The organism is Streptomyces sp. 8N114, assembly GCF_052245835.1.
Lineage (GTDB): Bacteria > Actinomycetota > Actinomycetes > Streptomycetales > Streptomycetaceae > Streptomyces.
Genome location: NZ_JBQQBT010000001.1, coordinates 761195 through 773979, shown reverse-complemented (window position 1 = coordinate 773979; position 12785 = coordinate 761195). Strand labels below are relative to the sequence as shown.

The following is a 12785-nucleotide window of genomic DNA, read 5'->3' as shown; positions in this document are numbered from 1 at the left end:
CGTCAATTCTCGCGGATCCCCGCGAAGAGGTCGTCCTCGGGGAGGGACGTCTCCACGCGGGACTTCGCCAGCTCGTACTCCTCGGTCGGCCAGACGTCCCTCTGGATGTCCATCGGGACCCGGAACCAGCCGCCGTCGGGGTCGATCTGGGTGGCGTGCGCGATCAGCGCCTTGTCACGGATCTCGAAGAACTCGCCGCAGGGCACAAAGGTGGTGATCTGGCGCTCCTTGATCCCCATCTGCTCCCAGCGCTCCAGCCACTCGGTGTACGGGGACTCCAGGCCGCGCTCCAGCATCGCGTTGTGCATGGCCTCGGTGCGCTGCCGGTTGAAGCCCTGGTTGTAGTAGAGCTTCTGCGGCTGCCACGCCGGGCCGAACTCCGCCTCCGGGTACTTCTCGGTGTCCGCGGAGTGCTCGAAGGCGACCATCGAGATCTTGTGGGTCATGATGTGGTCGGGGTGCGGGTAGCCGCCGTTCTCGTCGTAGGTGGTGATCACCTGGGGACGGAACTCGCGGATCAGGCGGACCAGTGCGCCGGCGGCCTCGTCCACGTCCTGGAGCGCGAAGCAGCCCTCCGGCAGCGGCGGCAGCGGGTCGCCCTCGGGCAGGCCCGAGTCGACGAAGCCGAGCCACGCCTGCTTGACGCCCAGGATCTCCCTGGCCTCGTCCATCTCCTTCCGGCGTACCTCGTGGATGTGCTCCTCGACGTAGGTGTCGCCCTGGAGCTTCGGGTTGAGGATGGAGCCCCGCTCACCCCCCGTGCACGTCGCGACAAGTACGTCCACCCCCTCGTCGACGTACTTCGCCATGGTGGCCGCGCCCTTGCTCGACTCGTCGTCGGGGTGCGCGTGCACGGCCATCAGTCGCAGTTGCTCAGTCACAACTCAATCCTCATAAGGTCAAAGCGGCTCCGCCATCGGCCCGGCCCGCCTTCGGCGGTTCCGGGGGCGGCTTCTATAGTGACCGAATCAGCACCGTGATGTATTCCCGGTACGACCCCGCCCAGCTCCGGCCCGGCCCTCAGGGCGCGACCGGAGCGTATGCCGAGAGGAACGGACCATGGTTGACCTGCGCCAACAGGTCCCCGAAGGGCGTTACGGGCGTACGGCGGGCCGCTCTGTGGGTCAGGACGGGAGCGCGGAGGCGCGCACCGACCGCCGTCTGAAGATCACCGGCGGTGTGCTGGGTGTGCTGATGCTCGCCCTGATCGGCTGGATCGGGGCCTCCTACGTCTCGGACCAGGACGTGAGCGGCGAGTTGATCAAGTTCAAGGTCGTCTCCGACAGCGCCGTGGAAGTGCATCTGGAGGTGCGCAAGGAAGCGGGCGTCGCGGGCGTGTGCACGCTGCGTACCCAGGCCGAGAACGGCAGCGAGGTCGGCCGCAAGGACGCGGAGTTCCCCGCGGGGGCCTCTCGGGTCGACAAGGTGATCACGGTGCGTACGACGGCTCGCGCCACCAGCGCGGAGCTGGTGGGCTGCCAGTCGGGCTGAGCCCGGCGGCCCCGCTCACCGGCATGCCCCGCGGACCGCGCTGACCTGCGGTGGAGCGAGGGTCTTCTTCCCTTTTCCGACGGAATTGTTAAGCTCGTGGTTTCGCCCACCAGTGAAGGCGCACCCTTTCTGGTAGGGCGTTTGCTGCATCAGCTGATATCCCCAGTACCGACGAGGAGCACCTGTGACCCAGACCAGCGAGAACGTCACCTGGCTGACCCAGGAGGCGTACGCCCAGCTCAAGGCCGAGCTGGAGTACCTGTCGGGTCCTGCACGCACCGAGATCTCCAAGAAGATCGAGGCGGCTCGCGAGGAGGGCGACCTCCGCGAGAACGGCGGGTACCACGCGGCCAAGGAGGAGCAGGGCAAGCAGGAGCTGCGGATCCGGCAGCTTCAGCAGCTCCTGGAGAACGCCAAGGTCGGTGAGGCTCCGGCGGACGACGGTGTGGTCGAGCCCGGCATGGTGGTCAAGATCGCCTTCGACGGTGACGAGGACGACACCATCACCTTCCTCCTGGCGTCCCGCGAATACGCCAGCTCGGACATCGAGACCTACTCTCCGCAGTCGCCCCTGGGCTCCGGCGTGATGGGCAAGAAGGTCGGTCAGGACGCCGAGTACGAGCTGCCGAACGGCAAGATGGCCTCGGTCCGCATCCTGGAGGCCAAGCCCTACCAGGGCTGATCCCTACCGGCCCTAGCCTTGCCGGGCCGACGGCGGACCCTCCCCGGGCCCCGGCCGGGAAGCGTCCTCATCAACCGACGGCGGACGGCCCGCGCAGCTGCGCGGGCCGTCCGCCGTTCTCGATGTCCGGGGTGTCCGCCGTTCGTGAGGCCGGGGGTCGGGGGTCGGGGCTTACGCCGTCGCCGAGCGGTACTTGCGGACCGCCAGGGTGCGGAAGACCACCACGATGGCGACGGACCAGATCAGCGAGGCCAACGCCGGGTGCTGCATCGGCCAGGCGTCCGGGACCGGGTAGCCGGGGGGCAGGTTGCCGAACAGCTCGCGGCAGGCGACCACCGTCGCGCTGAACGGGTTCCATTCCGCTACGTGCTGGAGGAACGTCGGCATGTTCTGCGAGGGCACGAACGCGACGGAGATGAAGGTCAGCGGGAACAGCCAGATCAGCCCGCCGGAGGTGGCGGCCTCGGGAGTGCGTACGGAGAGTCCGATCAGCGCGCCGATCCAGGTGAACGCATAGCCGAGCAGCAGCAGCAGTCCGAAGCCGGCGAGGGCTTCGAGGAGGCCGTCGTGCGGCGCCCAGCCGACGAGTGCCGCCACGATGGCCAGAACGACCAGCGTCAGCGCCGTCTGTACGAGGTCGGCGATGGTGCGACCGGTCAGCACGGCGCCGCGGGTCATCGGCAGCGAGCGGAACCGGTCGACGAGGCCCTTGTGCATGTCCTCGGCGATACCGGCGCTGGCGCCCGCCGTCGCGAAGGTGACGGTCTGCGCGAAGATGCCCGCCATCAGGAACTCGCGGTAGGAGCCGGGGTCCGTCCCGGCGCCGGGCACTTTGATCGAGCCGCCGAAGACGTAGCTGAACAGCACCACGAACATGATCGGCTGGATCAGTCCGAAGATGACGACCTCGGGTATGCGCACCATGCGTATCAGGTTGCGCTTGGCCATCACGAGCGAGTCGGATATCGACTGGGCGATGCCACCGCGCCCGTTGGGGGCTGTCGGCGCCGCCGCCTGTGCTGTGGCGCTCACTTCGCGGCCTCCTCGGACTCGGGCGTGTGCTGGACGGCTTCCACCGGCTCGTCCTCGGGTGTGTTCGGATCGGCGGTTTGCGCCTCCCGCTCGCTCTCGGCGGCATGGCCCGTCAGGGAGATGAAGACGTCGTCGAGGGTGGGGCGGCGCAGGCCGATGTCGTCAATCTCGATACCGCGCGCGTCCAGCTCCCTGATGACCTCGGCCAGCAGCTTGGCGCCGCCGGTGACCGGGACGGTCAGCTTGCGGGTGTGCTGCTCGACGGTGCAGCCCTCGCACGCCGTTCCGCGCAGCGCGTGACTGTCGAGGATCTCCCCCGCCGCGGGGATGTGCTCGCGCTCGTGGACGACGACCTCGATGCGCTCGCCGCCGGTCTGGGCCTTGAGCTGGTCGGAGGTGCCGCGGGCGATGACCTTGCCGTGGTCGACGACGGCGATGTCGTGCGCGAGCCGGTCGGCCTCCTCCAGATACTGCGTCGTCAGCAGCAGCGTCGTACCGCCGGCCACCAGTTCCTCGATGACCTCCCACAACTGCTGCCGGTTGCGCGGGTCGAGGCCCGTGGTCGGCTCGTCCATGAACATCACGGGCGGGCTGACGACCAGCGCGGCCGCCAGGTCGAGGCGGCGGCGCATGCCGCCCGAATACGTCTTGGCCGTACGGTCCGCGGCGTCGGCCAGGTTGAAGCGCTCCAGCAGTTCGTTCGCCCGCTTCTTCGCGTCGCGTGCGGACATCTGGTAGAGCTGCCCGACCATTTGCAGATTCTCGCGGCCGGTCAGATATTCGTCGACGGCGGCGAACTGGCCCGAGAGCCCGATCGAACGGCGCACCGCCGTGGGGTTCTTGAGCACGTCGACACCGGCGACGACGGCCGTGCCCGCGTCGGGTTGCAGGAGTGTGGTCAGCACTCGGACCGCGGTGGTCTTGCCCGCGCCGTTCGGCCCCAGCAGGCCGAGCACGGTGGATTCGGGGACGTCGAGATCGACGCCGTCCAGAGCCCTCACCTCGCCGAAGGTCTTCACCAGACCCTCGGCGTAAATGGCACCTGGCATGGATGGACTCCCAGAGTGTGGAGCGTGAAGCTCTACGAAGATGCTAGATCTGCCGGTCAATTCCGGCATGTACGGATGCGCTGCAGAGCTTGAGCCCTGTCGCACAGCAGTATGAAGTGACGCGATGTATCGCGTCAAGCAATACGCGATAGTCCGCGTCCGGCGCCGGGTACCCCGCGCCCGTCAGCTCATGACCGTGTAACCCGCCGCGCGCAGCCCGGAGGCGACCTCGACGCAGTGTTCGGGCCCCTTCGTCTCCAGATGCAGCTCCACTTCCACCTCGTCCAGGCCGAGCCGCGGATCGGTCCGCACATGGCTCACGTCCAGCACGTTGGCGTCCATCACCGACAGCTCCCCCAGCAGCGCCGCGAGCGCCCCCGGCCGGTCCGAGAGGCGCAGCCGCAGCGACAGATAGCGCCCGGCCGCCGCCATGCCGTGCCGCAGCGTCCGCTGCATGACCAGGGGGTCGACGTTGCCGCCAGAGAGCACCGCGGCGACCGGGCCCTCGAAGCTGTGCGGCGCCGAGAGCACTGCCGCCACCGAGCTCGCCCCGGCGGGCTCCACGACCAGCTTGGCCCGCTCCAGGCAGAGCAACAGCGCGCTGGAGAGGGCGTCTTCAGAGACCGTACGGATGTCGTCGACCAGGGTGCGGATGATCTCGAACGGCACGTTCCCGGGCTTGCCGACCTTGATGCCGTCCGCCATCGTCGCGACCGACTCCAGCGCCACCGGGCGCCCGGCCCGCAGCGACGGCGGATACGCGGCCGACCCCTCGGCCTGCACCCCGATCAGCCGCACGTCCGGGCGCAGTGACTTGATGGCCACCGCCATCCCGGCGAGCAGTCCGCCGCCGCCGACGCCCACCACGACGGTCCGCACCTCGGGGCACTGCTCCAGCAGCTCCAGGCCCAGCGTGCCCTGGCCCGCCACCACGTGCGGGTGGTCGAAGGGGTGGATGAAGACGGCGCCGGTGGCGTGCGCGTACTCCTTGGCGGCCTCCAGCGTCTCGTCCACGACCTGGCCGTGCATCCGCACCCGGGCCCCGTACTCGCGGGTGGCCGCGACCTTCGGCAGCGGCGCTCCCACCGGCATGAAGACCGTGGAGGTCACCCCGAGCAGGGAGGCAGCCAGTGCGACGCCCTGCGCGTGGTTGCCCGCGCTCGCGGCGACCACGCCGCGCCGCCGCTCCTCGGGCGAGAGCCCGGCGATCCGTACGTACGCGCCGCGCAGCTTGAACGACCCGGTGCGCTGGAGGTTCTCGCACTTGAGGTGAACGGGCGAACCGACCAGCGAGGAGAGGTGCCGGCTGCCCTCGATGGCCGTCGTACGGGCGACCCCGGCGAGGGTCTTCTGGGCGAGGCGTACGTCGTCCAGCGAGACGGGGAGTTCGCGGTGCTGGGAGGGGGCGGAGGGGGTTGCACTGGTGACCATTCCGCCAGTCTGGCAGCCGGTGAACGGGCGGGCAGGCGGACGGGGCGCGGGCGGAAGGGCAGGCGGGCGGGGGTGGTCCGCGTCACTGGTTTGTGCACTGGAGGTACGTCCTCGGTCTGCTCCGCGTACTCTGTGGCCACCACCTCAGGTCGATGCACCCAATAGACCACCCCAAAACTGTCAAAACTCCACAAAAAATCCCGCAGACCGACGAAGTGAGCGCACCTGCCATGCCCACGCACCCGGACATGACGACAGACACCCCAGACGCGCCGGACAACGAACCCGCGGTGCCTGCCGACGACGGTGCCACCGCCTCAGCCGCCCCCGACGCCGCTTCCGGAACCGCCGTGCTGGACGCCATGCAGCACCAGCTGGCCGTGTACGCGCGCCGCGCGGAGCAGACCCGGCTCGGCGGGCTCGGGCAGGCCCGCAACTCCATGGACCGCGCGGCCTACCTCCTGCTCAATCGCCTCGACCAGGAGGGTCCGATGGGCGTCAAGGCGCTCGCCGCCGGCATGGGCATCGACTCCTCGACGGTGACCCGGCAGGTCGCACCGCTCGTCGAGTCCGGCCTGGTCAAGCGGACCTCGCACCCCGAGGACGGGCGCGCCGTCGTTCTCCAGCTCTCGCCGCGCGGTCAGGCGCGGCTGGAGGAGGTGCGCTCCTCGCGCCGCAATCTGATGCAGCTCATCACCAAGGACTGGACGGACGAGGAACGCGGGACGTTCTGCCAGCTGCTGACCCGCTTCAACAAGTCGATGCTCGAACTGAACCCGAGCAGTCTCGCGCAGCCCCCCACGCCCGGCTCCTGACGGGGCCGTCTCCTGGCGAGACGGTTCGTGACAAGTCCTGCTACCGGGGGACCGAGTCCCTGACGCGCCTCTTGATTTGATCTGTCCGCCTGCCGTCCTATAGGCGGCACGGGAGGCGGCGTGCGAGAGCGTCAGGCACGGCAGGAGCGCCTCCGCGCCCGGGAGTTCGAGGCGTTCGTCGCGGGCGCGGGTGGCCGACTGCTGCATGCCGCAACGCTGCTGACCACCGAGCCCCCCGGCGCCGCGCCCGAGGCGGAGCGGCTGCTGGTGTGGGCGCTCGCGCGGACGCGTGCCGACTGGGGCCGGCTGCGCGGTGAGGACCCCTATGACCGCACCCGGCTGACGCTGGCGGCCCGCTTCGCCCATACCGGCTGGCGCCACCGCCGCCCGCGGGGCGGACTGCTGGGGGTGCTGACCCCGCAGGAGCGGCTGGTGCTGGTGCTACGGCTGTACGAAGGCGTGGCCGAGGAACAGGTCGCCGCGGGGCTCGGCCTCCCGGTCGAGCGGGTGCGCGCGCTGCACACCCGCGCCATGGCGACGGTACTCAGCCGTCCCCGAGAGGTCGCGGAGGCCGCGCATGAGCCTGCCTGACCGCAAGGAGGCCGAGGTGCGGCGCCTGCTGGCCCAGCGCACCGCCGAGCCCGTGCCCGCCGATCTCGCGGAGCGGGCCCTCGCGGACGGGGCCCGCCTGCTGCGGCGGCGCCGGATACTGCTCACGGCACTGTGGGCAGGGGTGCTGGCGGGGCTGCTGGCGCTCGGCGTCTGGTCCCTCACCGCCCGCCCCTGGTCGGAGCCGCCCCCGACGACGACGTCACCGGCGGTTGGCTGGTGAGCGGCGAGGGGGCCGATCCGGCAAAGCGACCCCGGAAAGGGGTCGGTCCAGCGCCGTCAGTCCAGCGCCTGGGTCAGGTCCGCCAGCAGGTCGTCCGCCGATTCGATGCCCACCGAGAGGCGGACCAGATCCGCCGGGACCTCCAGCGCGGAGCCCGCCACCGAGGCGTGGGTCATCCGGCCCGGGTGCTCGATCAGGGACTCGACACCACCGAGTGACTCACCCAGCGTGAACAGCTGCGCCCGGTTGCACACCCGTACGGCAGCCTCCTCGCCGCCCGCGACCCGGAAGGACACCATCCCGCCGAAGCCCCGCATCTGCTTGGCGGCGATCTCGTGCCCCGGGTGCGTGGGCAGCCCGGGGTAGAAGACCTCGGTGACCTTCGGGTGCGCGGTCAGCAGCTGCACCACGCGGGCCGCGTTCTCCCCGTGCCGGTCCATCCGGACGCCCAGCGTCTTGATGCCGCGCATCACCAGCCAGGAGTCGAACGGCCCGGCGATACTGCCCATCGCGTTCTGGTGGAAGGCCAGTTCGTCGCCGAGCGCGGGGTCGGTGACGACCAGCGCGCCGCCCACCACGTCGGAGTGGCCGCCCATGTACTTCGTCGTCGAGTGCACGACGACATCGGCGCCGAGCGCGAGCGGCTGCTGGAGATAGGGGCTGGCGAAGGTGTTGTCGACGACGAGCCGCGCGCCCGCCTCGTGCGCCACCTGGGCGACCGCCGCGATGTCGGTGATGCCCAGCAGCGGGTTGGAGGGAGTCTCCACCCAGACGGCCTTGGTGCGCTCGCGCAGTTCGGCCCGTACGGCGGCCGGGTCGGAGGAGTCGGCAACCGACCACTGCACGCCCCACCGCTCGGCGACCCGCGCGAAGAGCCGGAAGGTGCCGCCGTACGCGTCGTCGGGGATGACCACATGGTCGCCGGGGGTGAGCAGCGTGCGCAGCAGGCAGTCCTCGGCGGCCAGACCGGAGGCGAACGCCAGCCCGCGCCTGCCGCCCTCCAGCGCCGCAAGGTTCTCCTCCAGCGCGGTGCGGGTCGGGTTCGCGGAGCGGCTGTACTCGTAGCCGCCGCGCAGCCCGCCGACGCCGTCCTGTTTGTAGGTGGAGACCTGGTGGATGGGCGGTACGACCGCCCCCGTGCTCTCGTCGGCGGCCTGCCCCGCATGGATGGCGAGGGTCTCGAAGCCGTGCTGTGTCTGCTGCGGGGACTCCGCGGTGCTCTCCGCCCCGCTGCCCATGCCGTTGTCGCGCTGCTCACTCATGAGGGCGAGACTAGTGGGCCGTACGGTGGAGTGGGGCGTGCGGCAAGCCTCGCCCTCCGTACGGCCCCGACCCAGCATCCCCCGGGGGCACCTCCCAGCGGTAGCTGGGGGATTCCGGCCGGGAGGTGCCCCCAGCCCGTCACAGCGTGGAGATCCGACGCCATGGAAGCCCTGCTTTTCCTGATCGCACTCGTCGCCATCTTCGGTGTGGCCGTCTATCCGGCGATGCGCCGCAGGCGGCTGCAGCAGGACGGCACGCGGGGGCTGACCCAGGCGCTCGACCCGACGGCCGGGTACGGCTTCGTCCCCTCCGACCAGCTCGACGTACGGCTGCCCGGACCGGACCGGGAACTGGTCGAGGCGCTGGAGGAGGCCCAGCGCACCCAGGACTGGCAGCCGGTGGCGCGGCTGCTGGCCTTCACCGGCGACGAGTACGAGCTGCGCTGGCAGCGCGTGCAGTCTCTGGCGGGCGCCGCGGCGATGGAGCTGGCGCGCTCCCGGGCGCACGGCTCCACCACGGGCGTGGACGGGCCGCCGGACGTGGTGTCCTTCAGCAAGGAACAGCAGGCCGCGCAGGTACGGGACGCGCGGTGGCTGCGGGAGTGGCGCGCCGAGCAGCCGCGCGACCACGGGGGCGCGCAGGTGTACGCACAGTTCCTGGTCTTCCAGGCGCTGACGGACTCCGGCTCCGGCGATCACCGCATCATCCTCGAGGAGGCGCGCAAGGTGGCGCACGACGCCGCGAAGCTGGCGCCCGCCGACCCGACGCCGTACATCACCGAGCTGTTCATCGCCCGCCACCTCAGCTATCGCGAGGCCGACTTCGAGTCGCTGTGGGACACCGTCCGCCGGCTGGCACCCGACCACATGGGCGCCCACCTCGCGGCGCTGCCCTACCGGTCGGCGAAGGGGATGGGCTCCAAGGAGCAGGCCGACACCTTCGCCCGCACCGCCGCAGCCCAGGCCCCCGAGGGCTCGCTGCTGCCCGCACTCCCGCTGTTCGCGGCCTACGACCACCTGCCCGAGGTGAACATGGTCCGCGGCCTCTACCGGAGCGAGGAGATCAGCAAGGCCATCGAGGCCGCCGAGTACGCCGTTGACCAGGTCGAGGACGACCACCCGGTACGCCCCCACGTACTGCACCTGCTCGTCTGGTTCCTCGTCCGCGCCGAACGATACGGCGAAGCCATGGAAGCCCTCGCCGCCGTCGACGGCCACGTCGGCGCCGTCCCCTGGGTCGACGAGGGCGACCCCGCCGCCTCCTACACCGCCTACCGCGCCCTCGCGGTCGCCGGCTGGGAATCGACCGGCGGCGACCGGGCCCCGCACTGAGGGGCGTCGCTCACTCCTTCGAGTGGCGGCTGTGTGGAGGTGCCCCGGTACCGTGAGGGGGCGTGCAGGATCCCACCCATGGGAGGAACCATGACCGCTGAACCGGCTCCCCAGCTCGATGGGATCACTTGGCCGGTGCCGCCGCCGGACGGCTACACCGTGGACGACCTGCTGACCCTGCCCGACCTCCCGCCGCACACCGAGCTGATCGACGGGAGCCTGGTTTTCGTGAGCCCGCAACGTAACTTCCACGCGGACGTGATCGACCTGCTGGTGAGCGGGCTCCGCGCCACCGCGCCCCGGGCCCGGCTCCGTGTGAAGCGGGAGATGACGGTGGTCCTCAACCGCCGCAACGGCCCCGAACCCGACGTCTCCGTCGTCCGGGCCGAGGCGGTGGTCGGCCCTGACCAGACGAGCTACTTGGCCACCGATGTCGTCCTCGCCGTCGAGGTCGTCTCGCCGGACTCCGAGGCGCGGGACCGGGACACCAAGCCCCGCAAGTACGCTGCCGCAGGCATCCCGCACTTCTGGCTGGTGGAGCGCGCCGGGGAGAGCATGCATCCCGTTGTACGAGTCTACGAGCTGGACCCCGTCGCCAAGGGCTACACCCTGCGCGGCAACTTCCACGGCCGGCTCACGCTGGACGAGCCGTTCGACATCGACATCGACCTCACGGCGGTCGACGACCTGTAGACCCGGTGACCTGTAGCGGCAGGTGTCGGGGGTGTGCGTCACCATGGCCGTATGGCGAATCGACTCGCGGAAGAGACCTCTCCGTATCTGCTCCAGCACGCGGAGAACCCCGTCGAATGGTGGCCCTGGGGGGAGGGGGCGTTCGCGGAGGCGCGGCGGCGCGGGGTGCCGGTGCTGCTCAGCGTGGGGTATGCGAGCTGCCACTGGTGTCATGTGATGGCGCACGAGAGCTTCGAGGACGAGGCGACGGCGCGGCTGATGAACGAGAACTTCGTCAGCGTGAAGGTGGACCGCGAGGAGCGGCCGGACGTGGACGCGGTCTACATGGAGGCCGTCCAGGCGGCGACCGGGCAGGGCGGCTGGCCGATGACGGTGTTTCTGACGCCGGACGCCGAACCGTTCTACTTCGGGACGTACTTTCCTCCGGAGCCGCGGCACGGTATGCCCTCCTTCCGGCAGATCCTGGAGGGTGTGCGGACCGCGTGGCAGGACCGGCGCGAGGAGGTGGCCGATGTCGCCTCCCGGATCAGCGCCGATCTGGCCGGGCGCAGCATCCGGCTGGGCGCGCCGCAGATCCCCGGTGCCGAGGAGATGGGCGCCGCGCTGCTCGGGCTGACCAAGGACTTCGACGCCCGGCGGGGAGGGTTCGGCGGCGCACCGAAGTTCCCGCCGTCGATGGTGCTTGAATTCCTGCTGCGGCACCACGCCCGCACCGGCTCCGAGGGCGCGCTGCAGATGGTCGAGGCGACGTGCGAGGCGATGGCCCGGGGCGGCATCTACGACCAGCTCGGAGGCGGGTTCGCCCGCTACTCCGTGGATGCGGAGTGGGTCGTTCCGCACTTCGAGAAGATGCTGTACGACAATGCGCTGCTGTGCCGCGTCTACGCGCATCTGTGGCGTACCACCGGTATGGAGCGGGCCCGCCGGGTCGCCCTGGAGACGGCGGACTTCCTGGTCCGTGAACTGGGCACCGCCGAGGGCGGCTTCGCCTCCGCGCTGGACGCCGACAGCGACGACGGGCACGGCGGCCACGCCGAGGGCGCCTACTACGTATGGACCCCGGCGCAGCTGGCCGAGGTGCTGGGCGAGGCCGACGCGCGGCTGGCCGCCGAGTGCTTCCACGTCACCGACGAGGGCACCTTCGAGGGCGGTGCCTCGGTGCTCCAGCTCCCGGACCGCGAGTCTCCGCTGACGGACGCCACCCGCTTCGAGTCCGTACGGCGCAGGCTGTTCGAGGCGCGTGCTGCGCGGCCCCGGCCCGAGCGCGACGACAAGGTCGTCACCGCCTGGAACGGCCTGGCCGTCGCCGCGCTCGCCGAGACCGGCGCCTACTTCGAACGGCCCGATCTTGTCGAGGCCGCCGTGGGCGCCGCCCGGTTGCTCGCCGAGGTGCACACCCTCGACGAGGGGCGCCGACTGGTGCGCACCTCCCGCAACGGGGTCCCCGGCGGCAGCGCGGGCGTGCTGGAGGACTACGCCGACACCGCGGAGGGCTGGCTGACGCTGTACGCGGTGACCGGCGAAGCGGAGTGGCTCAACCGCGCGGGCCTGCTGCTGGACACCGTGCGGGAGCGGTTCGCCGGTGAGGACGGCACGCTGTACGACACGGCCGACGACGCCGAACAGCTGATCCGGCGCCCCCAGGACCCCACCGACAACGCGGTGCCCTCCGGGTGGAACGCCGCCGCCGGTGCGCTGCTCACATACGGCGCCTACACCGGGGACCACCGGTACCGGGAGGCCGCCGAGCAGGCCCTCGGCGTCGTCCGCGAACTCGCCTCACGGGCGCCCCGGTTCATCGGCTGGGGGCTCGCCGTCGGCGAGGCGTTGCTGGACGGGCCGCGTGAGGTCGCCGTGGTGGGCGAGGAGCGCTTCGGCGCGCTGCACCGGGCCGCCCTGCTGTCCGGCGCACCCGGCGCGGTGATCGCCGTGGGCGCTCCGGGTACGTCCGACGTTCCGCTGCTGCGGGACCGGGAATTGGTGGAGGGACAGCCCGCCGCCTATGTGTGCCGCGGCTTCGTGTGCGCCGCACCGGTGACGGACCCCGAGGTGCTGGAGGCCGCCTTGCGCGAGTGACGATGAGGGGGTGCCCCTGTCCGACGCTAGCGGGCTGCGGGTTGGTTGTGGCTCGTCGCGCAGTTCCCCGCGCCCCTTGGGGCGCACCCC

At 71.0% G+C, this 12785-nt stretch carries 13 protein-coding genes; 8 read left to right on the top strand and 5 right to left on the bottom strand.

Annotated features, from left to right (window positions below; all coding sequences use genetic code 11):
* Positions 1-2: 2 nt before the first annotated feature.
* Positions 3-881: a mycothiol conjugate amidase Mca gene (gene mca, locus ACTWQF_RS03480; RefSeq protein WP_443276925.1), complete on the bottom strand. Its 879-nt coding sequence runs from the start codon at positions 879-881 to the stop codon at positions 3-5.
* Positions 882-1059: 178 nt separating this feature from the next.
* Here mca and ACTWQF_RS03475 point away from each other — a divergent pair, with 178 nt between their 5' ends.
* Positions 1060-1491, top strand: a complete 432-nt coding sequence (locus tag ACTWQF_RS03475; protein WP_443276923.1) for a DUF4307 domain-containing protein — start codon at positions 1060-1062, stop codon at positions 1489-1491.
* A gap of 184 nt (positions 1492-1675) precedes the next feature.
* On the top strand, positions 1676-2173 hold the full coding sequence (gene greA / locus ACTWQF_RS03470) for a transcription elongation factor GreA (protein ID WP_443276922.1): 498 nt from the start codon (positions 1676-1678) through the stop codon (positions 2171-2173).
* A 171-nt stretch (positions 2174-2344) separates the two neighbouring features.
* On the opposite strand, the gene ACTWQF_RS03465 is transcribed toward greA, so the two are convergent.
* The 3 genes from ACTWQF_RS03465 to ilvA form a co-directional block, all read right to left on the bottom strand.
* Positions 2345-3205 carry an ABC transporter permease gene (locus ACTWQF_RS03465; RefSeq protein WP_443276920.1) on the bottom strand — a complete coding sequence of 287 codons (861 nt, stop codon included), beginning with the start codon at positions 3203-3205 and terminating at the stop codon, positions 2345-2347.
* On the bottom strand, positions 3202-4254 hold the full coding sequence (locus ACTWQF_RS03460; RefSeq protein ID WP_443276918.1) for an ATP-binding cassette domain-containing protein: 1053 nt from the start codon (positions 4252-4254) through the stop codon (positions 3202-3204). The genes ACTWQF_RS03465 and ACTWQF_RS03460 overlap by 4 nt, the downstream gene beginning before the upstream one ends.
* Before the next feature lie 183 nt (positions 4255-4437).
* On the bottom strand, positions 4438-5685 hold the full coding sequence (ilvA, locus tag ACTWQF_RS03455) for a threonine ammonia-lyase (RefSeq protein WP_443276916.1): 1248 nt from the start codon (positions 5683-5685) through the stop codon (positions 4438-4440).
* A 230-nt stretch (positions 5686-5915) separates the two neighbouring features.
* Here ilvA and ACTWQF_RS03450 point away from each other — a divergent pair, with 230 nt between their 5' ends.
* The 3 genes from ACTWQF_RS03450 (at position 5916) to ACTWQF_RS03440 (ending at position 7332) form a co-directional block, all read left to right on the top strand.
* On the top strand, positions 5916-6500 hold the full coding sequence (locus ACTWQF_RS03450; protein WP_443244018.1) for a MarR family winged helix-turn-helix transcriptional regulator: 585 nt from the start codon (positions 5916-5918) through the stop codon (positions 6498-6500).
* A 120-nt stretch (positions 6501-6620) separates the two neighbouring features.
* Positions 6621-7091, top strand: coding sequence for a sigma factor-like helix-turn-helix DNA-binding protein (locus ACTWQF_RS03445; RefSeq protein WP_443276914.1), 471 nt, complete (start codon positions 6621-6623; stop codon positions 7089-7091).
* Positions 7078-7332: a hypothetical protein gene (locus tag ACTWQF_RS03440; RefSeq protein WP_443276912.1), complete on the top strand. Its 255-nt coding sequence runs from the start codon at positions 7078-7080 to the stop codon at positions 7330-7332. The genes ACTWQF_RS03445 and ACTWQF_RS03440 overlap by 14 nt, the downstream gene beginning before the upstream one ends.
* Before the next feature lie 56 nt (positions 7333-7388).
* Here the strand turns inward: ACTWQF_RS03440 and ACTWQF_RS03435 are convergent, their stop codons facing one another.
* On the bottom strand, positions 7389-8570 hold the full coding sequence (locus tag ACTWQF_RS03435) for a cystathionine gamma-synthase (RefSeq protein ID WP_443277551.1): 1182 nt from the start codon (positions 8568-8570) through the stop codon (positions 7389-7391).
* Positions 8571-8756: 186 nt separating this feature from the next.
* Between ACTWQF_RS03435 and ACTWQF_RS03430 the strand changes: the two genes are divergently transcribed.
* The 3 genes from ACTWQF_RS03430 (at position 8757) to ACTWQF_RS03420 (ending at position 12695) form a co-directional block, all read left to right on the top strand.
* A complete protein-coding gene (locus ACTWQF_RS03430; protein WP_443276910.1) occupies positions 8757-9926 on the top strand; it encodes a hypothetical protein in 1170 nt (389 codons plus the stop codon).
* Positions 9927-10016: 90 nt separating this feature from the next.
* Positions 10017-10619, top strand: coding sequence for a Uma2 family endonuclease (locus tag ACTWQF_RS03425; protein ID WP_443276908.1), 603 nt, complete (start codon positions 10017-10019; stop codon positions 10617-10619).
* Positions 10620-10670: 51 nt separating this feature from the next.
* Complete coding sequence (locus ACTWQF_RS03420) at positions 10671-12695, top strand: thioredoxin domain-containing protein (RefSeq protein ID WP_443276906.1); 2025 nt, start codon at positions 10671-10673, stop codon at positions 12693-12695.
* Positions 12696-12785: the final 90 nt, after the last annotated feature.